The 21415-nt window shown below is 63.9% G+C and carries 25 protein-coding genes; 12 read left to right on the top strand and 13 right to left on the bottom strand.

Annotated features, from left to right (window positions below; translation table 11 throughout):
- Positions 1-7 precede the first annotated feature (7 nt).
- Positions 8-661, bottom strand: a complete 654-nt coding sequence (locus JST30_00390; protein ID MBS1712771.1) for an adenine phosphoribosyltransferase — start codon at positions 659-661, stop codon at positions 8-10.
- On the opposite strand from JST30_00390, the gene tig reads away from it, so the two are divergent.
- The 3 genes from tig (at position 660) to JST30_00375 (ending at position 3561) form a co-directional block, all read left to right on the top strand.
- Positions 660-2057 carry a trigger factor gene (gene tig, locus JST30_00385; protein MBS1712770.1) on the top strand — a complete coding sequence of 466 codons (1398 nt, stop codon included), beginning with the start codon at positions 660-662 and terminating at the stop codon, positions 2055-2057. The genes JST30_00390 and tig overlap by 2 nt on opposite strands.
- A gap of 103 nt (positions 2058-2160) precedes the next feature.
- Positions 2161-3090 carry a hydroxyacid dehydrogenase gene (locus JST30_00380; GenBank protein MBS1712769.1) on the top strand — a complete coding sequence of 310 codons (930 nt, stop codon included), beginning with the start codon at positions 2161-2163 and terminating at the stop codon, positions 3088-3090.
- A 21-nt stretch (positions 3091-3111) separates the two neighbouring features.
- The gene (locus tag JST30_00375; protein ID MBS1712768.1) at positions 3112-3561 is read left to right on the top strand and encodes an NUDIX domain-containing protein; all 450 of its coding nucleotides are present in this window, start codon (positions 3112-3114) and stop codon (positions 3559-3561) included.
- Here the strand turns inward: JST30_00375 and JST30_00370 are convergent.
- Together JST30_00370 and JST30_00365 are read right to left on the bottom strand one after the other, a co-directional pair.
- Positions 3524-4057, bottom strand: a complete 534-nt coding sequence (locus JST30_00370) for a PepSY domain-containing protein (protein ID MBS1712767.1) — start codon at positions 4055-4057, stop codon at positions 3524-3526. The two genes, JST30_00375 and JST30_00370, sit on opposite strands and share 38 nt — an antisense overlap.
- A gap of 51 nt (positions 4058-4108) precedes the next feature.
- On the bottom strand, positions 4109-5242 hold the full coding sequence (locus JST30_00365) for an acyl-CoA dehydrogenase family protein (GenBank protein ID MBS1712766.1): 1134 nt from the start codon (positions 5240-5242) through the stop codon (positions 4109-4111).
- A 350-nt stretch (positions 5243-5592) separates the two neighbouring features.
- On the opposite strand from JST30_00365, the gene JST30_00360 reads away from it, so the two are divergent.
- On the top strand, positions 5593-6252 hold the full coding sequence (locus tag JST30_00360) for a hypothetical protein (protein MBS1712765.1): 660 nt from the start codon (positions 5593-5595) through the stop codon (positions 6250-6252).
- 141 nt (positions 6253-6393) lie between these two features.
- Here JST30_00360 and JST30_00355 read toward each other — a convergent pair whose 3' ends face one another.
- Positions 6394-7854, bottom strand: coding sequence for a DUF1800 domain-containing protein (locus JST30_00355; protein ID MBS1712764.1), 1461 nt, complete (start codon positions 7852-7854; stop codon positions 6394-6396).
- A 90-nt stretch (positions 7855-7944) separates the two neighbouring features.
- Between JST30_00355 and JST30_00350 the strand changes: the two genes are divergently transcribed.
- The 5 genes from JST30_00350 (at position 7945) to JST30_00330 (ending at position 12895) form a co-directional block, all read left to right on the top strand.
- The gene (locus JST30_00350; protein ID MBS1712763.1) at positions 7945-8316 is read left to right on the top strand and encodes a hypothetical protein; all 372 of its coding nucleotides are present in this window, start codon (positions 7945-7947) and stop codon (positions 8314-8316) included.
- Positions 8313-9203, top strand: a complete 891-nt coding sequence (gene miaA / locus JST30_00345; GenBank protein ID MBS1712762.1) for a tRNA (adenosine(37)-N6)-dimethylallyltransferase MiaA — start codon at positions 8313-8315, stop codon at positions 9201-9203. Before JST30_00350 ends, miaA begins: the two co-directional genes overlap by 4 nt.
- Before the next feature lie 18 nt (positions 9204-9221).
- Positions 9222-9491, top strand: coding sequence for an RNA chaperone Hfq (gene hfq / locus JST30_00340; GenBank protein ID MBS1712761.1), 270 nt, complete (start codon positions 9222-9224; stop codon positions 9489-9491).
- 10 nt (positions 9492-9501) lie between these two features.
- Complete coding sequence (locus tag JST30_00335) at positions 9502-10323, top strand: diaminopimelate epimerase (GenBank protein MBS1712760.1); 822 nt, start codon at positions 9502-9504, stop codon at positions 10321-10323.
- A 184-nt stretch (positions 10324-10507) separates the two neighbouring features.
- Positions 10508-12895 carry a PAS domain-containing protein gene (locus JST30_00330; protein MBS1712759.1) on the top strand — a complete coding sequence of 796 codons (2388 nt, stop codon included), beginning with the start codon at positions 10508-10510 and terminating at the stop codon, positions 12893-12895.
- Here the strand turns inward: JST30_00330 and smpB are convergent.
- Together smpB and JST30_00320 are read right to left on the bottom strand one after the other, a co-directional pair.
- Positions 12852-13325 (bottom strand): SsrA-binding protein SmpB, encoded by a 474-nt coding sequence (smpB, locus tag JST30_00325; protein ID MBS1712758.1) that lies wholly within the window; start codon positions 13323-13325, stop codon positions 12852-12854. The genes JST30_00330 and smpB overlap by 44 nt on opposite strands.
- 107 nt (positions 13326-13432) lie before the next feature.
- Positions 13433-14365, bottom strand: a complete 933-nt coding sequence (locus JST30_00320) for a PD40 domain-containing protein (GenBank protein ID MBS1712757.1) — start codon at positions 14363-14365, stop codon at positions 13433-13435.
- A gap of 256 nt (positions 14366-14621) precedes the next feature.
- Between JST30_00320 and JST30_00315 the strand changes: the two genes are divergently transcribed.
- Both JST30_00315 and JST30_00310 read left to right on the top strand, forming a co-directional pair.
- Positions 14622-15395, top strand: a complete 774-nt coding sequence (locus JST30_00315; GenBank protein ID MBS1712756.1) for an FKBP-type peptidyl-prolyl cis-trans isomerase — start codon at positions 14622-14624, stop codon at positions 15393-15395.
- A gap of 2 nt (positions 15396-15397) precedes the next feature.
- Positions 15398-16087 (top strand): hypothetical protein, encoded by a 690-nt coding sequence (locus JST30_00310; protein ID MBS1712755.1) that lies wholly within the window; start codon positions 15398-15400, stop codon positions 16085-16087.
- Between the two features lie 9 nt (positions 16088-16096).
- On the opposite strand, the gene JST30_00305 is transcribed toward JST30_00310, so the two are convergent.
- Positions 16097-16435: a zinc ribbon domain-containing protein gene (locus JST30_00305; protein MBS1712754.1), complete on the bottom strand. Its 339-nt coding sequence runs from the start codon at positions 16433-16435 to the stop codon at positions 16097-16099.
- A 20-nt stretch (positions 16436-16455) separates the two neighbouring features.
- Here JST30_00305 and JST30_00300 point away from each other — a divergent pair, with 20 nt between their 5' ends.
- A complete protein-coding gene (locus JST30_00300) occupies positions 16456-17121 on the top strand; it encodes a uracil-DNA glycosylase (GenBank protein ID MBS1712753.1) in 666 nt (221 codons plus the stop codon).
- Here the strand turns inward: JST30_00300 and JST30_00295 are convergent.
- From JST30_00295 to JST30_00270, 6 genes are all read right to left on the bottom strand, one after another.
- Entirely contained in the window at positions 17103-18041 is a 939-nt protein-coding gene (locus JST30_00295) for a TIGR01777 family oxidoreductase (protein MBS1712752.1), read from the bottom strand. The two genes, JST30_00300 and JST30_00295, sit on opposite strands and share 19 nt — an antisense overlap.
- Positions 18042-18100: 59 nt before the next feature.
- Entirely contained in the window at positions 18101-18700 is a 600-nt protein-coding gene (locus JST30_00290) for a UbiX family flavin prenyltransferase (protein ID MBS1712751.1), read from the bottom strand.
- Between the two features lie 172 nt (positions 18701-18872).
- Positions 18873-19379, bottom strand: coding sequence for a hypothetical protein (locus tag JST30_00285; GenBank protein MBS1712750.1), 507 nt, complete (start codon positions 19377-19379; stop codon positions 18873-18875).
- On the bottom strand, positions 19376-19684 hold the full coding sequence (locus JST30_00280) for a hypothetical protein (GenBank protein ID MBS1712749.1): 309 nt from the start codon (positions 19682-19684) through the stop codon (positions 19376-19378). The genes JST30_00285 and JST30_00280 overlap by 4 nt, the downstream gene beginning before the upstream one ends.
- A 93-nt stretch (positions 19685-19777) precedes the next feature.
- Entirely contained in the window at positions 19778-20671 is an 894-nt protein-coding gene (locus JST30_00275; protein ID MBS1712748.1) for a hypothetical protein, read from the bottom strand.
- On the bottom strand, positions 20668-21414 hold the full coding sequence (locus JST30_00270) for a hypothetical protein (protein ID MBS1712747.1): 747 nt from the start codon (positions 21412-21414) through the stop codon (positions 20668-20670). The genes JST30_00275 and JST30_00270 overlap by 4 nt, the downstream gene beginning before the upstream one ends.
- Position 21415: the final 1 nt, after the last annotated feature.

Genomic DNA, 21415 nt, shown 5'->3' with positions numbered 1-21415 from the left:
CAAGGTCTCAATACTGGATCAAGGTGCGCGTCTGGTAACCGAGCAGGTTCTTCCGGCCCTCGAGGAAGACGAGCTCGACCATGAACCCCATGCCGCAGACCGATCCGTTGAGGCGTTCGATCAGCCGGGCAGCGGCGGCGGCGGTGCCTCCGGTGGCGAGCAGGTCGTCGATGATATAGGCGCGCTGGCCAGGGTCGATGGCGTCGACGTGCATCTCGATCGTGTTCGTGCCGTATTCGAGCGCGTATTCCTCGGTGATGCGGTCGAAGGGCAGCTTGCCCAGCTTCCGGGTCATGGCGAAGGGAAGTCCGAGTTGGAGGGCGACAGGGACGCCGAACACGAACCCCCGGCTCTCGATGCCGACGATGACTTCGGCCCCAGAGGCCTTGGCGTCGTCGGCGAGAAGGTCGACGACCTCCTGCATGGCCGGGGCGCTCATCATGACCGGTGCGACGTCCTTGAAGAGGATCCCGGGCTTCGGAAAGTCAGGGACGTCGCGGATCAACTGGGCGGCGAGCAGCTCGGACACGGCCCGGCAGGATACCCCCCGCCCCAGATCCGCTCCGAGCCTGTCCGGACGTCGCTCCAGGTTCGGCGCGCCGGTAACCTTCTGTGGCCAGGGCCCGGCCCGGCGCCAAGGTAGACTCGCAGATTCGTCCATGAGCACGACCGCTCCTTCCACCATGCGCGTTACGAGAGAAGACCTGAACGCCAGCACCATCAAGCTCGACGTCGTCTGTACGCCCGAGCAGATCGCGAGCGGCTTCACCAAGGCGTCGCGCGAGTTCGCCAAGAAGATGAAGGTGCCCGGCTTCCGACCGGGGACGGCGCCCCAAGCGGTCGTCGAGAAGCTGGTCGACCCGGAAGAGCTCGCCCGGACGGCGGTCGAGACCGTGGTCCGCGACACTCTCAAGAAGGCGATGGAGGACGAGGGCCTCAAGGCGGACAACACCCCCGCCGTCAACGTGACGAAGTTCGTCCGCGAACCTGCCGAGATGGAGTACACGGCCAAGGTGCCGCTGCCTCCGGTCGTCGAGATGGGCGAGTACAAGGGCATCGAAGTGGCGATGCCGCCGCTCACCGTGACGGACGAAGACGTCGAGCGACAGATCGAAGACTTGCAGAAACGGCAAGGCAAGAACGAAGCGGTCGTCGGCCGAGGCATCCAGCCGGGCGACATGGCCGTCGTCAACATCAAAGCTGCGGGTGAAGAGGGGGACGGCAAGACGTTCATGGTCATCGCCGGCCAGACGTTCCCGGGCCTGGACGAGGCCCTGATGGGCATGGGCCCGGAGGAACTGAAGCACGCCAAGCTGGACTTCCCGACGACGTTCCAAGAGAAGGACTGGGCCGGCAAGAGCGCCGAAACGACGGTGACGGTGCGTTCGGTCTCGAGCACGAAGGCGCCGGAGATCGACGACGAGTTCGCCAAGTCGCTCAAGGCCAACAACCTCGACGACCTGCGCAGCAAAGTCCGCGAAGGCATCCTCCGGGCGAAACAGCAGATCGCCCAGGAAATGATGATCGAACAGTTGTTCGACAGCCTCCTCGCTTCGAGCAAAGTGGTGGTGCCGGACACGACCTGGGAGCAGGTCTCCGGTCAGCGCCTTCAAGAGACGGCCGTCGCCCTGGCCCGCGAGAAGAAGACCCTCGAAGACTACGCCAAGGAGCAGGGCATGACGATCGAAGAGCTGGTCGAGGCGCAGCAGACCGAAGCCAAGACGCACGTCATGCGGGCCGTCCTGATCGAGAAGATCTTCCTGAAGGAAGAGATGAAGATCGGCAACGACGATGCGAACCAGCATTTCATGCAGATCGCGGCGGAGAACCAGGTGCCTCAGGAGCAACTCGCGAAGTTCGCCAAGCGGTACGGCGGGGCCATCCGGAACGAGATCCTGTTCCGCGCGATGCACGCCAAGGTCGTCCAGTTCTTGATCGACAACGCCAAGGTCATGGAAGGGACGGGCCCGGTCAAGGCGCCGGCAAAGACGACGGTCAAATCGGCGAAGCCCGCGGCCAAACCTGCCGCGAAAAAGAAGGCGAAGTCCGAAGAGTAAAGCGGTCGGCGACGCCAAAGCTGTAACATCGGCCCACAGTCATGAGGGCCGATGTCCTATTCCGCCTGCCCGGTTCTCGGAGGCTCCTCGAACGACCATGAGAGTGAGCCTCAGATCCGGCCTGTTCGAAGACCGCGTCGACGAGATCGGCGAAGCACTGGGGCCGCACGCGACCGTGGCCTACGAACCGACCCCCGCACCGGCCACGACCTATTGGGTGACGTCGCAAGCGACCCCTGAGGAGCTGGACACGCCGGGGCTCCAAGCCGTCATCGTCCCGTGGGCGGGTGTCCCGCACCCTCTGATGGCGCAGATCGCGGTGAGGCCGGACCTGAAGCTCTACAATCTGCACCACAACGGTGCCGCCACGGCCGAGATGGCGGTCGGGCTTCTGATCAGCGCGGCGAGGGGTCTCGCGGCCGCCGACCGAGGACTCCGGAAGGGCCACTGGTACGGACGGATGGACGAGCACCGGAACGTGCTCCTCGCCGGAAAGCGGGCGGCGATCGTCGGGTATGGGGCCATCGGACGGAGGGTCGCGGCCGCATTGCAGGCGCTGGGCATGGAGACCGTCGGGATCGCCCGATCGGCCGGAGACGGGCACGTGGGGGCCGACGCTCTCGACGACGAACTGGCACGGTCGCACGCGCTCGTACTTTGCGTACCGCTGACGGCCGAGACGGACGGCCTCGTCGACGCCCGGCGCATCCGCCTTCTCCGTGAACCGAGGTTGCTCGTCAACGTCAGCCGGGGGGCGGTCGTGGTCGAGCGCGACCTCTACGACGCCTGCCGCGACGGCACCCTCTTCGCAGCCGGGATCGACACGTGGTACCGCTATCCCCAAGACGGGGACCGGGACGTCGCTCCGTCCGAGTTTCCCTTTGCAGAACTGGACAATGTCGTCATGAGCCCCCATCGGGGCGGTGACGGAGACGACACCGAGACCCTCCGCACCCGTGCGTTGATCGCGCTGCTTCAAGACGTCTCGGAAGGTGTCCCCGTGAAGCCCGTCGACCCCAGGCTCGGTTACTGACGCGTCGGCTAGACTGGCGGCTTGGCCGAACGACGACACGTCACCCGGGTCGCTTGTTACGGGATCGTCCTCGATGCCGAGCGACGGATGTTGCTCTGTCGCCTCGGCCCCGGCGAGGCGGCCGTCGGACAGTGGACGTTGCCGGGCGGCGGCATCGACTTCGGCGAAAACCTTCTCGCCGCTCTCAGGCGCGAGATCGCCGAAGAGACGGGACTGACCGTCGAGCAGGCCGAACTATGGGACGCGCACGACGAGCTGATCGTGCGGGACGAGACCGACTATCACGCGGTCCGCGTGGTGTACCGCGTGACGGTGGCGGAGGGCCGGCCAAGGGCCGAGGAAGACGGCTCGACCGACCTCTGCGGCTATTTCTCGCCGTCGGAGATCGGTCGGATGCCGCACGTCCCGCTGGTCGACGTCGCCCTGGACCTGCTCACACGCGGACGGCCGGCACCGACCGACGGTGTTTGATCCGGCGGGCGACAGGCACGAAGTACATCACGACGCCGGAGACTCCGAGAAAGAAGAGGACGACGCCGATCACAGGCAGCACGACCTCCCGTAGCGCCGGATGGAAAAGACTGAGGTCGTGGACGTCCTCCATGAACTGGTCGTTCCGGCGTCCGACCTGAAGCACTTTGCCCGACCCGCCGTCGACTTGGACTTCGTGGTATCCGGCGACGCTGTGGATCTTGTAGACGTTCTTTCCGGCGTGGTATTCGAAGCGGTCGACGTCCTCGAGCTTTGCGAGGAGCGGAAGGCCGACCCCGAAGGCCGCGTCGAGGGCGACCGAAGGATGGACGGCTTCCGAAAGGCGTTCGATCTTCGCGCCCTTCTGTGTGGCCGGTCGGACGTTCGGCAGTTGGGCCTTGAGGGCGAGGATGAACCCGGTCACGGAGATGGTCACCAGAAACAGGGACCCCACCAGACCAGAAACCTTGTGCAAGTTCCGGAGGAGTTTGTACATAAGAAGGCTCTCATGTTACATGGAAGAGCCTTCTCGGAACCGACCGGGCCGTCAGCGGCAGACCTGTTTGGCGATCACGAGCCGTTGGATCTCGCTGCATCCCTCGCCGATCTCGGTGAGCTTGGCGTCGCGCCAGAGCTTCTCGACCAGGTACTCGAACGTCATGCCCCGACCGCCATGGATCTGGAGAGCCCTGTTGGTGGCGCGGTTGGACGTTTCGCTCGCATAGAGCTTGGCCATCGCCGCCGCCTTCGTGACGTCCTTACCAGCGTCGAACAGCTTGGCGCCTTTTTCGACGAGCAACCGGGCCGCTTCGATCTCCGTCTCGCTGTCCGCGATCATGTTCTGGACGCTCTGCATGTCGCAGAGCCTTCTGTTGAACTGTTCCCGCTGCATGCTGTACTTGACGGCCAGTTCATGGGCTTTTTCGGCGATCCCGAGGGCCATGGCGGCGATGCCGAGGCGGCCTTGGCCGAGGAAGCTGATCGCTTCTTCGAAGGTGCACGGCGTGTGCCAGCCGACCGCGTCCGCGAGGGTGAACTGCGACGTCCAAGACGCCCGGACGCCGATCGTCGGGATCCGTTCTCCGAGGCGGAAGCCGGGCTGGTCGGTCTCGACGAGGAAGGCGCTGAGCTCCTTTTCGCCCGTGCGGGCGATCGTAATGATGAGGTCCGCGCGGCCGCCGTTCGTAATGAACATCTTTTGGCCGTTGAGGTGGAAACATCCAGGCTTTCCTTCGATGGGGGTCGCCATCGTGCGGACGCGCCGGGCGTCGGAGCCGGCGTCCGGTTCGGTGAGCCCCCAAGCGAGTTCCAACTCGCCCGAGACGGCTTTGGCGAGGTATTTGTCGCGTTGCTCCGCGGTCGTCAGCTTGACGAGGTGCCCGAGGCAGAGCGCGTTGATCGCTGCCAGGTTCATGCAGAGGGCCGGATCGCCGTGGGCCAGGAGCCGCATCGCTTCGCAGTACGCCGAGCAGCTCATGCCGTGCCCGCCGAAGCTTTTGGGGACGGTGATGCCGAGCAGTCCGGCCTCGGCCGAACGTCGGAACACGTCGTCGGGGAGCCTGTCCGCTTCCCAAGCCCGGGTGTTGGGCAGGACGTAGGAATCGACGAAAGCCTTGACGCCTTCGAGGAAGCGGCTTTCCTCTTCGGGGGTCGCGGTCGCAAGCTGGGGTTCTGTGATCACGGCTTTGGGATCCTTGTGGGGAGAATGAGGACCATTGTACATTCCAGTGGCCACGATGCCCGGCGATGGTCGGATGGAGGCCCGTGGTCGCCGACGCAGAGCCAGGATCGGGCGTCCGACGAGCCTTGGCGGCAGCGAGGCCGCCGCCCAGGATCCCGGGACGGTGCTCCCGCGGCGGCCTGTCCGGCTCGTGGCGGGCCGGCGTTACGGACGGCGTCTTTTGGGGAGGCTTCGAAGCCCTCAAGAGGCTTCTCTCAGGCCCCTTAACCGCTTTAAGGCGCCTGAAAGAGGCCTCTGAGACGCCGGAAAGTCGCCTGAGGCCACGACGCCTGCCTGCCGAGAATCACGGTATGGCACGAGCTAGGACGGGCGTGGTCTTCGATTCGGTCCGAGGGCGGCTGGACCAGATGGTCGTCGTGCAGACGCGCAGCGGCCTCGGCGTGCGGCGTCGGCCCGTCTTCGCCAAAGCGCTGACCCCGGCCCAGCGGGAAGGGAACGAGCGCCTCCGGAAAGCCGCCGCGCTGTGGCAGGACTTGACGCTCGAGGAAGTGGCCGCCTGGCGCGACTATGCGGGCAAGCTCGTCCGACGGAACCCGGTCAACGGACACACCTATGCCCCGGCCGCCTACAACGCTTTCACGATGCTGACGACCAAGCTCCTCCAGGTGCAGCCTGGCGCCGACCCGCCGCGCACCCCGCCTTCCGGCACCTTCCTGTTCGAGGCGCCGCCGCTTCTCGCACAGGCGACGGCGGGCGGAGTGCTCTGGACCGCGCTCGGCCCGACCGGGCCGGACGAACTGGCGGAACTGATGGTGCAACGGCTTCCGAACCCGAAGCGCCTGCCCGGAAACCAGTACGTGGCGGCGGCGTTCGTGCCCTTCGTCGAAGAGCCGTTGCAGTCCTTCCTGCCGTTGGAACCGGCGGGCTACTCGCTCGCTTGCCGCTTCGTGCGACCTTCGACAGGCGAGCAAACGGGGCTCGGAATCCTAGGGACGATCGTCGTGGAGTGAGCCCCGAGAGAGGCTTTCCTGACTCCAGTTAAGACTGTTCGGGTGCGCCGCATGCGGACTCGGCGGGACGCTCCACCGCCGACCCCCTCCTCATGTTCGGGGCATGAACCCTTCCCTGCACACGGGGAGGGGGCTTTCCGTTCAGCAGAGTTGGAACTCGGGCACGGCGAACATCAGGTGGGCGAGCCGGGCGACGACCTTGGCCGTGCCAGCCGGGTTTTTGAGCGCTGCGAGCCCGCCTTGGGCGGTGCATTCGGCCGCCAGTCGGTCCAGCATGGCCTGAGAAAGGGGCGCGTCGAGGACGTCGGCCAGTCCTTGGACGAACTCCTTCTCGGTCGTGGCGGTCGTGGCGCCGGCCAGGGTCGCCGCTTTGACCGCGAGGGGCCTGTCCTTGCCGCCCGAAGCGAAGAGCTGGTTGGCGTGTTGAAGACGGTAGACGACGTTCTGGGCCGTGATCCACGACGCGCCCCAGTCCCAGCCGTTCACGTTCGGAGGGAAGAGCAGGTGGAGGCCTTGTCGCCGCATCAGATAATTGACGTTGCTACCTGCGTCTCGCACCTCTTTCTTCATAGGCGTGAATTCGGTGAACGGTTCGCCCCGCAGCGTGAGAAGCGTGGATCCGAGGTCAAGGTTGCGGAAAAGTGCTGCCGTGAAGTCGAGAGGGCTTTTCGGCATTTGTCGGACGCACGAGGCCGACCAGAACTCCTTGGACTGGGCGATGGCGCGGAGGACGGCCGCGATGTCACCGTCGGTCTTCTGCCACACCTTGATCAAGCCTTCGATGGCGCGCGGGTCGGGGTCTGGGGTCGCGAAGAACGTCCAGAGCTTGGTGCAGACGAACTTGGCCGTCGCCGGATGGCGGGCCGCGATGTCGAGGACGTCGTCCCCGGTCCATCGCCCGGTCTTTCCAAGAACGGTCTTGACCCCGTCGTCGTGGATCGCAGGGCAGTCGCAGAAGTTGTAAAGCGAGAGTTTGTTCCGGGTCGCACGTTCCCGGAGCTGGTCGTACTTCGTGCTCTGGCCCGTCCCCAGGTAGTGGACCGACCATCCGGTGAACGCCCGTGCCGCCTCCTTGACGTCTTGCTCCGTGTAGTTCCCGATCCCTAACGTGAACAGTTCGAAGAGTTCGCGGGCGAAGTTCTCGTTGGGGTGGATACGGTTGCTCGTGTGGTTGTCGAGGTAGACGAGGAGCGCGCCTTGCTTGACGACGGCGTGCAAGAGGTCGCGGAACTTGGCTTTCCCGTGCTTGCGGAGCACGTCCAAGTAGCCGAGCATCGTCGGCGCTTCACCGACCTTCTCGGCATCGATCGCGAAGTGGTCGTGCCAGAAGACCGCGAGCTTCTCCGTCATGGGACGGCGCGTCATGACGAGCCTGAGCGCCCACCAGTTCGCCATATTGCCCGAGTTGGGTTCCAGGTTGCCCTTGGGTTGCGCGACGAACTCGTACGGGCTGACAGGGAACTTCTCGTCCGTCTTGCTTTCGCCGAGCAAGGCGTCGAGAGTCTTCTCCCAGCCGAGCCTTTCGTAGCGCGCCAGTTCCGCCCTGCCTGCCCCTAGCCCGAACCGCCTCAGGACGTGCGCGGTCTTTTCGCGTTCCGTCATGACGCTTCATTGTAGTTCAGGAATCCAGGGGCCGGACCTGGACGTCGGCTCCTCAGGCGCGGTTCCTCGGACGTTGGTATCCTGCCGGACATGACCGCAGTGCTCGTGTCCACCCTCGTCCTGGCCTTCCAGTCCAAGTCCGCCACGGTCGTCAAGACCGTCGACCTGGCGAAGTTCGACAAGAAGACGGTCACGGTCGTCGGTACCGTCGAGAAGTACGAAGAACGGACGAGCAAGACCTCGAAGAAACCGTACACGCTGTTCGTCGTGAAGGACGCGTCGGGCAAGGTCAACGTCTATCTTCGGAACCGTCCGGACGTGAAGCTCAAGGACGGCACGAAGGTTTCGGTGACGGGCGTCTATACCAAGGAGAAGAAGGTCGGCCAGCAGACCTTCAAGAACGAGATCGACGCGAGCAACGACAAGGTCAAGACCAACGGCGTGAAGCTCGTCAAGAAGTGAGCCCGTTCCTTTTGGCGGTGATGGGGCCGACCGGCTCGGGCAAGAGCCCGGTCGCCGAAGTCCTCGCCGAAAAGACGGACGCCCTCCTCCTCAACGCGGACGCGTTCCAGGTCTATCGCGGACTGGACATCGGCACGAACAAGCCGAACGACCGTTCGCGTTACCGCCTGATCGATGTGGTCGGACCGACGGAGGGCTTCGGGCTCGGACAGTGGGTGCGGCTGGCGCTCCGCATCCTCGAGGACGCCTATCAAGAGGGGCGGAACGTGATCGTCGTCGGAGGGACCGGGCTGTACGTCCGGGCCCTGTTCGAAGAGTACGCGGACATGTCGGCGGCTCCCGACCCGGACCTCCGGTCACGTCTCGTCCGCCGCGAACAGGAGGAAGGCCTGGAGGCGCTCGTCGAGGACTTGAGACGGTCGGGGCGCGCCGAGGGCGTCGACCTCGCGAACCCCGTCCGCGTCCGGCGCGCGCTCGAACGGTCGTTGTCGTCGGAAGAGCCGATCCACGTCAGGTTGCCCGGCTTCAGGAAGAAAAAGGTGGCTCTCGAACCGCCCGTGCCGGGCTTCGAAACGGCGCTTTCCGAGCGGGTGGGACGGATGTGGGACGCGGGATGGCCCGAAGAAGTCGAGGGCCTCCTGGCAAGTGGCGTCCCAGAAACCGCACCATCGTTCCGCGCTATCGGGTATCAATCCGTCGCACGTTTTCTAAGAGGGCGTTCGACGCGGCAGGAAACGGTGGCGACCATAGCACAGCAGACCAGGCGCTATGCCAAGCGTCAAAGGACGTGGTTGCGGACCGAACCCCTGTTAACGGCGATCGGAACCGAAGGTTTCGACGACCGTGCAGTCGGAAGGGCCGTCTTAGATGTCTTACAACTCCTGTGAGGTCAAAAGAAAACAAAAATGGGAAAAGCGATCAACCTCCAAGACATGTTTCTGAACCAGGTTCGAAAGGAAGGGATCGGAGTCACGATCTATCTTATGGGCGGCGTACAGTTGCGAGGGCAAGTAAGGGGATTCGACGCCTTTACAGTCCTCTTGGACACGCCAGGAAAACCGACCCAGCTCGTCTATAAACATGCCATCACCAGCGTCGTGCCGGCAAAGCAGATCAGTAGCGGCGGGCACAGGGCCCACCACGACGAGGAACCTCCGCGCGCCGAAGAGGAATAAGACTCTACGGATGAAGTTCACGAAGATGCACGGGATCGGCAACGATTTCGTGATGGTCAACGCCTTCGCCCAGCCGCTGGACGAGTCGGCCGTCCCCGAACTGGCCCGCAAAGTCTGCGACCGGAAGTTCGGGGTCGGTTCCGACGGCCTGATCCTGGCCGCCCCGGGGCAGAGCGAAAAGTTCGCCATGCGCATGTGGAACCCGGACGGCTCCGAATCGGAGATGTGCGGGAACGGCGTGCGGTGCTTCGCGAACTTCGTCCGTGACGAGGGTCTGACGGACGCTTCGACGATCCCCGTCGAAACCGGCGCCGGTCGCCTCGTCCTCGAAATCATGGCCGACGGGCAGGTCCGGGTCGACATGGGCAAAGCCCGCCTGACCCGGGGGGAGATCGGCATGGACGGGCCGGCGGAGGAGCGCTTCATCGACGGCCCGTTCGACGTCGACCAGACGACGTGGAAGGGTACGGCCGTCTCCATGGGCAACCCTCACGTCGTGATGTTCGTCGAAGACGCGTCGGCCGTCGATTTGCCCGCCCTCGGGCCCAAGTTCGAACACCACCCTCTGTTTCCGAAGCGGGTCAACGCCCACTTCGTGCAGGTCTTGTCCGACTCCCACATCGTTCAGCGGACGTGGGAACGCGGCGCAGGGGTGACGCTGGCTTGCGGGACGGGGGCGTGCGCTTGCGCCGTCGCTAGCTTTTTGAACGGGAAGACCGGACGGAAGGTCAGGGTCTCGTTGCCTGGTGGCGACCTCACCGTCGAGTACACGGAAGACGGCACCGTCTTCATGACCGGGCCGGCCGAAACCGTCTTTTGCGGCGATTGGTGACGTCTTGTCGGGGCCATAAAAAAAGAGAAGGAATTCACGTTCCGACGAACAAAAGCGTCGCCGTGCGACGCCGTTAATCAACATAATCGCTGTCGAATTCGAGGACATGGGAACGTTCGCCGACCGGGAGTCAGGACCTGTCCGGCAGGAAGGTGTTCCCCCGGTGGTGCCTGCCTTGAGGGACGTGCCCGTCGCAGTGGCTTCTGCCGCTCAGGCCGCCCTCGCTAACGTGCTCGAAACCGCGGTCGCCCATTGTCGTTCGGACTTCGGGCTCTTGAGCCTCTACGACCCCGTCACGTGTCTGTTGCGCGAGGGGGCGAGCATCGGCTTCGACTCCGAGGACCTTGACCGCCTGGCCACGATCGCGCCCGGGCCGCTCGAAGGGGCTTGTGGCAGCGCGTTCGCGACGCGGTGCCGGGCCGTCGTCCTGGACACGGAGTCGGATCCAAGGTTCGAGAAGTATCGTGACGGGGCACGGAAGGTCGGGTTCCGAAGCGTCCACAGTGTGCCCGTCGTCGGCTTGGACGGCGTCGCTCGCGGTGTCCTGTCCGTCCATTATCGCGAGCCGCACGAGCCGAGCGAACGCGAGATCCAGCTCCTCGACCTGCTCGGGTTGCACGCGGCCGATCTCCTCGAACACGAAGACGCCAAGGCGGCGACGAAGAAGAGCGAGCGCCGGCTCCGCGCCATCCTGGACAACCTGAACCGCTTCGTCGGCCTTCTCGATGTCGACGGGAGGCTCGTCGAGGCGAACGGACACCTCCTTGCGTTCATGGGCCTGAACCGCGAAGAGTCGCTCGGCCAGGCCCTCAAGGACACGCCGCCCTTTATCGGGTCGGAGTCGTTGCACGCCCGGGTCGGATCGGCCGTCGAGGCAGCGAAGGCGGGCGAGACGACCACGATGACGTCACGCCATCTCCAGGGGGACGGAGGGACCATCGACCTCGAGTTCGTCATCCGCCCGTTCCGTGACGATTCCGATCGGATCGTGGGCATCGTCGCAGAAGGAAAGGACATCAGCGACGACATCCGGACCGACCACGCCCTGCGACGGAGCGAGTCGTTCGCGCGCGGAGTGATGGAGAACACGCCCGACTGCGTCAAACTGATCGGGCTCGACGGACGGATCAAGTGGGTGAACGGGTCGGCCGTCCAACTGCTCGAGGTCGGCAAACCCGAAGACCTGCTCGGAAGGCATTGGCTAGACATGTGGAGCCGTTCGGAGCCACCGGAGCGCGCCCGCCAAGCCCTTGAAGAAGCCGTTCGGGGCGGCGTCGCGAGGTTCGAGGCTTCCCGTCCGACCGCCCGGGGGAACATCAAGTGGTGGGACGTCGCCATCGTCGCGATCCCTGATCCGGAAGGCCGGCCAGACTTGTTGCTCGCCGTAAGCCGCGACGTCACCGAACGGATGAAAGTCCAACTCGCCCTTCACGAGGCGGACGCGAAGAAGGACGAGTTTCTCGCGACCCTCGCCCATGAGCTCCGGAACCCGCTCGCGCCGATCCGGATGGGACTCGACCTGATGCGTCACAGGAACGTGCGGCCCGAAGACCAGGTCGCGACCGTCCAAATGATGTCCCGCCAGGTCGATCAACTCGTCCGGCTCGTCGACGATCTTTTGGACGTCTCCAGGATCACTCAGGGCAAACTGGTCTTGCGCCGGGCCGATTCGGACCTATCCGACATCGTCGACAGCGCGATGGAGACGGTGCGGCCGCTCTACGAAGAAATGGGGCACGACCTGGTCGTCGCACTACCGTCCAAGCCCGTGCGGGTCAACGCTGATCCGACGCGACTCGCCCAAGTGTTCTCGAACCTCCTGAACAATTCCGCGCGCTACAGCGAACGGGGCGGGCGCGTCGAACTTCGCGCCGTCGTCAGCGAGGGATGGGTCGGTGTCAGCGTCAAAGACCAAGGGTTCGGCATCGAAGTCAGCGACCTCGACAGCATCTTCGAAATGTTCTCACAGGGATCCAGGTCTCGGCCCGAGTGCCACTCAGGTCTTGGCATCGGTCTGACGTTGGTCAAACGGCTCGTCGAGATGCACGGAGGCACGATCCAAGCCAGAAGCGAGGGGCCTGGGCGCGGAAGCGAGTTCGTCGTCCGTCTGCCTGTCGCGTCTCAGGACGGAGCTGACGAGTTGGAAGAAGAGGCGTCCGCACCCGAGATCGACGGGCTCCGGGTGCTCGTCGTGGACGACAATCAAGACGCCGCCGACTTCATGAGCCTTTCCTTGAGGCTTTCAGGGCACGACACCCGCACGGTCTACGACGGTCTCGGCGCCCTCTCCGAGGCAGAAGCGTTCCGGCCGGACATCGTCTTCCTTGACGTGGGGATGCCGGGAATGGACGGGATCGAGGTCGCGAAGAACGTGCGGCGCTCCGAGTGGGGGAAAGACATCGTCCTCGTCGCGGTGACGGGGTGGGGACAAGAGGAAGACCGCCGTCGGACGCGGGAAGCCGGCTTCGACCATCATCTGGTGAAGCCCGTCGGGAGTGACGCCGTTTCGCCGATCCTGGCCGAAGCGACTACTCGCCGCGCTGCAACTCGCGGCGGGTCTCCTTCTGCTTGAGCGCCTCGCGCTTATCGTATTGCCGCTTGCCCCGCGCCAGTGCGACTGCGACTTTCACGCGGCCTTTCTCGTTGAAATAGACCCGAAAGGGGATCAGGGCCAGCCCCTTTTCCTGACTCTTGCGCCGGAGCACGTCGATCTCCCTTCGGTGAAGCAACAGCTTTCGGTCGCGGCGCCGGTCGTGTCCGAAGTGGGACGACTTGTCGTACGGCTCCACGTCCATCTGCCGGAGCCACATCTCGTTGTCCTTGATCTCACAATAGGCGTCGGTCAGGTTGGCGCGGCCGAGGTAGATGCTCTTGACCTCGGTTCCGACCAGCGCGATCCCCGCCTCGACCGTGTCCACGAACTCATAGTCGTGGGAGGCCTTGCGGTTCTGGATCGACGCGGGGCCTTTCTTCTCGTCCTTGCCGCCGCCTTTCGATGCCATCGGGGGGCTGAGTGTATCCCTTTGGCCGCGCTGACCCCGGGAAGGCGGCGTCATTCCGGCCCGGTCCGTCATCAACGCGGAAGGGACACGGACGGGGCCCCAGTTTCTCAGGGCATCTGGAACCGTCCACAGTGCGGAGCGCGGTCGTCGATCGTATCGTTGGTCAGGTTCGTCTCGGTCCTTGTCTGGAGGTCCAAAGCGTAAATGTCCCAATCCCCGTCCAACCTGCTCGCGTAGACGACGTACTTCATGTCCGCAGAGAACGAGGGCGTCGCATCGTCGGCAGCGTGGGTCGTCAACCGCTCGAGCCCACTACCGTCAAGGTTCATCATGTAAATGTTGTACTTGCCCGACCGGTTCGAAGCGAACACGATCTTGGTGCGGTCCGGACTGAACCGCGGGTTCAGATCGGCCGAAGGGTCGTTCGTCAGGTTCACGAGACCTGCACCCGTGTCCGAATCCATCCGATAGATCTCGAAGTTGCCACTGTTCGAGTGAAAGACCACTTGGTCGCCGCTGACGTCCGGAGCACTGTCGTTCCCGACTTTAGTGGTCAATCGGACGGGTGTACCGTCCAACGTCTTTCTGTAGATTTCGGAATCACCGGAAACGTTCGACGAATACCAGACGCCACCGGGGACGTCGGACGCCGGCCCGCTCGCGTAGGCTCCGTCGTTCACGTAGACCTGGTCTCCTGTCGAACCCACCTTACTGATCCCATAGCCGTGGATGTTCGACGTCGTCGGTTGCTCGACCCAAAACAACGTCACCGCGGAGTCGGCCTCGACGACCTTCGTGAGATAAGGCGTCATGCGTTTGACCGTCGACTGGGGGAAGAGCTCGCCCTGTTCGCTCGTAGCGAGGTCGCCCACGAGCGATTTGGCATAGATCGCTCCTCCGGCCGTCCCGTTCCCTTTGACCCAGACCACGAGGGACACGAGGTCGTTCGGATCTCCGACCACCCCGTCGTCGCCACCGCAGGAAGAGGCCAGGACGAGGCCCGACACGACGAAGATCATCGCTACTCTTGGTGTTCTCATAGATTGCGCGCATTATGTTCAAGCGGTCCCGACCGGTCGGTCACACAGGGAATCGTAAGCTTTTGGACTCTTGGAGCCCGCGTTGACAAAATTCGGTGTCTGAGTCGCAAGACGCGCCAAATCCGATCACCTCGGCCAGACCGTTGACGGAGTCGACGCTTTCATCGGATCGGACCGATCGGTCGTCGAATCCGGTATGAGCCCTGACCACAGTCCGCCCCCGTCCGGTAAAGCCCCCAGGTACCATGCAAGCCGTATGCGCTTCCTTGCCGGACCGGTCTTGGCCGTCGCCCTCGTCCTTTGTGGCTGCCAACAGAAGCAAGAAGCCCCGAAGTCGATCTTCAGCGGCCTTGGCAAGAAAGACTTGACGGTCGGCAAGGGGCCTGAGGCGGCCGAAGGGGACACGGTCTGGTTGACGTACACCGGAACACTGGCCAAAGACGGCGTCCAGTTCGACACCAACGACCCCAAAAAGGACGCGGCCAATCAGAACCCCTTGGTCTTTTCGATCGGGCCGGAAAGCGGGATGGTCGAGGGCATCACGATGGGCGTGGTCGGCATGAAGGTCGGAGGGACGCGAAAAGTCGAAGTGCCTTTCCCGATGGGCTATGGGGCCAATGCCAGCGGCAAGGTTCCGGCCTATTCAGACTTGGTCTTCAACGTCGAGTTGCTCTATGTGGTCAAAAAAGGCGACGAGAAGACTGTGGACGTGGAAGACATCAAGGTCGGCACAGGTCGCGAAATCCAGCAGTACGACAGGGTCACCGTCCACTACGTCGGGAAGCTGGTCAACGGGCGGTCGTTCGACGACACCTACCAACGCAAGCAGACCGTCAGCTTCGTGATCGGAAAGGGCGAAGCGATCACAGGGTTCGAACAAGGCATCCTCGGCATGAAGGTCGGGGGCAAGCGCCGCGTCACGATCCCGCCTGCAGCGGGCTGGGGCGCAGGCGGGAACAAGAACCTGCCCGGAAACCAGGTCACGGTGTTCGAAGTGGACCTTGTCGACACGAAGCCGTCGGGAGCCTGACGATGCTCCAAGTCGATCGACCGACCTACAGCAGGTTGCTCGAGCTTCTTGAATCCCATCCCGAGGTCAGGTTGACGGAAACCACGAGCCCGGCAGGAACGCTCACGTTCGAGCAGTGCGGTCGCCGGCGCGTCCTCCGATACGGCCAAGAAACTCTTGGCGGACTGATCGAAATCGAAGACAACAATCCCCTGGTGTGCGCTGACGACGTCCCGATTCCCAATGCGGCCGCGACCCTGCTGTGGGTCGCCCTCGGGCCCTTGTTCCGTGCCGGTCTGATTCTGGAACCTCCTGTCTTTCAGACCAACGCTCCGGAAGCACCGTTGCCTCCAGAACTCGAGGTCGAGGGAGCGTTCGAAGTCGAAGAAGGAGGTTCGGTCTATGCAGGTCAGGCCATGGCCGTGGTGCCGACCCTTGACGACTGGGGCGACATCGACCTCCTGTACGAGGAGGCTTACGGACGGTCGTTCTACGTGCGCCGGATCCAAGACGGAGACTGGCACCCGTCCCTGGTGTCAAATCGCCCCTTCGCCGCCTACCGGATCCGGTTGACCCCGGACGACCATCGGTCGCTTCTGACGGTGCAGGTCATGGCGGACAAAGAAGGGAAGTGCGGCGCGTGCCAGGTCGTCCACACGTTGAACGTGATGGCCGGTTTCGAAGAGTGCCTCGGAATTCCGGACTCCTGGTGACGTCCGACTTCAATCGTCTAAGTCACGGACACGAGGCTTGTTCTTTTCCTCTTTCAGCGCGGCGATGTCTGCAGGATCGCCGACGATCGCGTCGACGCCTTCGCCTGCGACCTTTTCCCACTGGCCTTGGCCCGACTTCCGCCATGTCGTGAACCCTCTTTTGGCCGCCTTTTGGGCGTCAAAGTTCGACGATTTGACGACGGCGATGCGGCTGACCACCCGTTTCACCTCGAGTCCGCAACTCGGGCAGTACCTGAGCGGCTCCTCGTCGACGCCCTGCACGGCCGCGAACCGGAAGTCGCAAAGCTCGCACTCGTCGAAGAGGTGCTCGTATTCGTAAACGGGCATCGCGGCAGTATTATGGTGGCTTGTCCGAGTTCGAAAGGCTCCAGGCACGGATCGTCGCCTGCGAACGGTGTCCGCGCTTGCGGCAATGGTGCCTGGACGTCGCCCGGGACAAGCGGCGCTCCTTCCAGAACGACGTTTATTGGGGCCTGCCTGTTCCCAACTTCGGCGATCCTCAGGCGGACGGGCTCATCGTGGGCCTTGCGCCCGCGGCCCACGGCGCGAACCGCACCGGCCGGATGTTCACCGGTGACCGGAGCGGCGACTGGCTCTACCGCGCGCTCCACGATGCGGGACTGGCCAATCAAGCAACGTCGACGGAGGCGGACGACGGGCTACGGCTTAAGGGCGTCCTCGTCACCGCGGTCTGCCATTGTGCGCCGCCGGACAACAAACCTTCGCGAGACGAGATCGAAAACTGCCGCGTCCACTTGGCCGACACGTTCGCGCTCCGGCCCTATCGGGCCTACTTGTGCCTCGGAAAGCTGGCATGGGACGCCACCGCGCGGCAACTTGACGTCAAAGGTCAGTTTGGTCACGGGGCGCGGCTGGTTCTGTCTGACGGCCGTCAGGTCTTCGGATCCTATCACCCGAGCCAACAGAACACGTTCACGGGCAAACTCACCCGCGAGATGTTCCAATCGGTGGTCGGTGCGTTCGCGAACGCCGTTCAGGCCGCTTCGTCCTGACGCCAGGCTTCCGGAACGCTGCGCGTCAGGTCGTCGACCGCTGCCTGGACGTCCGTATGCTCGAACTTGAACCCGTGCCCCACAGCGATCTCGGGAACGGCCCGACAGCTTCCCAAAAGGAAGGAGGGGTCCCAACCCATCGCTCCGGCGACGGCCTTGACTGCGAATTCGGGCAGGTTCGGGACAGCGGGTCGTCCGACCGACTCTCGAAGGGCGGCCATCAGCGCGGCGTTCGTCGCGGGTTTCGGCGCCGTACCGTTGACGGCCCCGGTCACGTCGGACTGCACGGCCCATACGAAGAGCCGGACCAGGTCGTCGTGGTGGATCCACGGCATGACCTGCTTCCCGCTGCCCAAAGCTCCACCGGCGAACAGTTTCGTGACCCGGAGCAGCGTGTCGAAAAGCGGGCTGCCAGGGCCAAGGACGAGACCCGTGCGCAACTTGACCTTGCGCGTTTTGGGGGTTTCGGCCTTGTCGACTTCGGACTCCCAAGCCAGACAAAGATCGGCTAAGAACCCCTTGCCCTTTCCGGTCGCCTCGCTCACTTCCCGGACGCCGGTGTCGCCGTAGAAGCCCGTCGCGCTGGAGTTCACCCAGGCCTGAGCGGGATGCTCGCTGTTGGCGATAGCGGCACCGATCAGGCACGTCGGGCCGACGCGGGATTCGCGCATCCGCTCCATGCTGGCCGGAGTCCAGCGTTGCGCCAGGCTCTCGCCGCACAGGTTGATCACGGCAAGGGCGCCGTCGATCTCCTTGTACCAATCGCCCGGGTTCGTCGCGTCCCAACGGACGGTCCGCGCCCCTTCGACGCCCCGACCCGACCGGGACAGGATCACGACTTCGTGCCCGAGCCCTACGAACGCTTTGACGAGCGCTTTCCCGATGTACCCCGATCCCCCGGCGATGACGACGCGACCCATGGTTTGACCTAGGGATTATGATCGGTCGCCGGCGCCTTCTGTCGTAATCCGGGACGCCCCTAAACCTCGGACATCCAAGGCTGGACGAGGCGCTGCTCGACGCCGAGAAGTTGCAGGATCCTGGCCACGACCGTATCGGCCAGGTCGTCCAGGGACCGAGGCTTGTGGTACCAGGCGGGAGAAGCGGGGAGGACGGTCGCGCCGGCTTCGGCGAGCGCGGTGAGGTTCCGGAGCATGATCAGGTTCCACGGCATCTCTCTCGGGACGACGATCAGCTTCCGCCCTTCCTTCAGACAGACGTCGGCACAACGGGACAGCAGGTTGTCGCTGACGCCGTTGGCGATCCGCCCGACCGTGCCCATCGAGCAGGGGACGATGACCATGCCGTCGTGCTGGAAAGACCCGCTCGCGGGCGGGGTGAAGTAGTCTTTGTCGTCGAGGAGGTGGATGTTCGGGTAGTCGCCACCGAGCCATTCACGGGTCGAAAAGTCCCTTTTGTCGATCGTGACGCCGAGCTCCGTCGCGGCCACGTCGACCGCGTTGGTGCTCAAGGTCAGATAGACGTGTTCGTAGGCCTGAGCGGCTTGAACGAGGAACCGCTGGGCATAGATCGCCCCGCTCGCGCCCGTGACGCCGACGACGAGCTTCCCGGTGGTCATGCGGTGAGTTTGATCGGTCGGGCGGAACAGGGCCGGGGCCTCGGACATCTTCCCGTGATCCTCCCGGGACCCGACCGCCTACCGACTGTCGTGACAGTCGGAGGACAGTCGGAGGACAGTCGGAGGACAGTCGGTAGACAGTCGGTAGTACGTGGGGTGCTCGTCGCGTCCCTTACTTCTTCTCCTTTCCGTAGCCGATGCTGATCTCGGTCGGGTCGTTCGGGGTCTTCTGCCCGATGGCGAACGCGAGCTTGGCCCCGTCGGGAAGTTTCGTCTCTCCGATGTAGTTGACGCCTTCGCCAGTCTTGAACTCGTTGAACTTCAGGTCTTTGAACTTCTCCTTATAGAAGTCCACGACCGCATTGGGCGGATCCACCGACCTCATGGAGGCGAGGACGCTCTCTTCGGTGTCGGTCTTGACCTTCATCGACTTGTTCACGTCGACGATCGCCCCTGGATAGAACGGGGCGTGTAGGTCGTCCTGAGTGATCTGGAGCTGTCCACCCGCTTGGGCGGAAACGCCTTCTCCCTCGACCTTCATACTGCCGTCCTTATCGGTCGTGACTTTGGCGTCTTTCCCGTCCGGAAGCTTGACGTCGGTCGTCGTGCTACCGGAGCCGCCGTTGCAGCCGCCGGCGACGAGCGCGAAAAGGGCGAAGGTGATCAGGGTGTTTTTCATAGTGCGTGTTCTCTTCTTTGTTTGGCGCGAAGGCTCAGCCCTTGCCACGTCAGGGCGACGAAGGCCAAGCCGCAAAGGGACATGTCGAGCGGCCCGGTGGGCCGTGGTCGGTGGACGCGGTGCCCTCGGGTCCCGCGTCGGGTCGTCAAGTCGTTCCAGCGCTCTCGCAGCCGGGGCGCGCCAGGCAGGTCGAGAGTCTGGGCGGCACCATAGTAGGCGCCAGCGGTCAAGGTCACGGCGGCCAAAAGGAAGCACCACTTCGGCGACCGGATCAGGTTGAAGACGTTGGTCCTTCGTATCGGCATGCGACTCTCCTGGCGGACAGGGTCACGGGTGGACGGGGATTGCTCCCCGTCACAGTCCCGTGCCCCGTCGCGCCACGGGGCGGAGGCAAGGCGTCATTTGGCGACGATGCGATAGTCAGGGACTTGGGCGGTCGGGCGATATTTGTACGTCCCGCCGACATAGTCCTGTAGGATCGAGACCGTTTGTTCGATGACCAGGTCGAACCCGGCCACCGTGTAGCGGACGGCGACCCCGACGCTCCGGTACTTGGGCCTCCCGAGCGAGTCTTTGACCACGGTCCAGTCCGACTTGGCCGTCGCGATCTTGAGGATCTTGCGGTCCTTGTAGTTTTTCGCCCATCCGTTCTTGATCAGGTCCGTCACGAAGGCCATCGAGTGGTTCGCGTACGACCGCACGTTGGGTGCCATCTTCCTGGCCTGGGCCACAAGCTCGTCGCACGCTTCGTCCCATCCGTCGAACCTTTGTCCGCCGCAGAGCTTTTGCCGCACGTCTTCCCGCTTGCCCAGGACGATCTTAAGGCCGTTTTCGGTCAAACCCCACCCGTCGTGGGTCGTGACGGCCTCGGTGATGCCCTTGATGAACTTCACTTCCGCGACGGCCCGGTCGCCGTCGGCTTTGCCCTTGACCTTCGCGAGAATCTCGTTCCTGGCTTTGGCGAGAGTCAGCCAGACTTCCGGATGCTCCATCACGTCCCGGTCGCTGTAAGCCGGAGGCGCTTCCACCCCTGCGTAGGGGCCCGACATCAGTCGCTCGACTTCGGCCAAGTCGTCGAGGAACTTCTTGACGTCTTCTTTGTGCGTCGGGACCATGTATTCGCGGGCGTACCACTTGGTGTCGTCATAGAGCACGGAGGCACTGATCAGACTTAACCTTTTGGTCGTCATCTCGTCCAGCAACGCGGACCACTTGGCATAACGGCCGCCCTGGGAGAACGCCGGGACGGCCACCAAGGCCGCGAACACGGCGAAGGCGATCAGGCGCCTCACCGGCCACCGCCTTTCTTAGCCCGCGCGCGTCCGCCCGATCCAGTGGCCGTCGACGACTTCTGAGACGTACCGGATTTGGCCTTGCCCGAGCGGGCCGTGCCTGTGCCGCCCTTCAGTTTGTCCTTGGCCCTCTGACTGACGACTTTGTCGCTCGACTTCAGCTTGTTCACGAGCTTGCCTCTTTCGGGGGTCATGTAGGTGACCTGTCCGGCGACCGGATAGACGTTGCCCGCGATTTCGCCTTTGACCGAAACGTAGTCGCCGTCACGAAGGTCCTTCACCGTGACGACGTTGCCGTCCCTTACGAACTTTGTCCCCGAGTCGACGGTATAGACGTACTCGTCGACGATCAAGAGGTCTTGGCTGCGGAACGAGATCTTGCCGACGTGCGACTTCGCCTTGTTCTTGTACGCGGCGAAGCTGACCCCGTCCCAGATCCAGTCGATAACGACCGGATTTCCTGCGGTCGCGATCTTGACGTAGTACGTTTTGCCGGGCGCGATCCGAAAGAACGTGTCCAAGTTGCTCTTTGCTCCGCCGTTCATGAAGACGGCGCCCAGCACCTTGGCCGTATAGGTCCGCTGCCCGGACGTGAACGTGAAGGACGGACCGTTCGGATCGACGGTCTGGACCGTGACATGGTTCAGTCCTCTTTCAGGCGGGCCCGATTGGGCCGAGGCCGTGACTGCCGTCGAGGACAGGGTCAGGAAAGCGACGATCGGCGCGATGTGTCTCAGGTTCATG

The organism is Armatimonadota bacterium, from assembly GCA_018268395.1.
Classification (GTDB): Bacteria; Armatimonadota; Fimbriimonadia; order Fimbriimonadales; family Fimbriimonadaceae; genus JAEURO01.
Note: the sequence above shows the minus strand (reverse complement) of the source record. Positions and strands in the feature narration are given on the sequence as shown.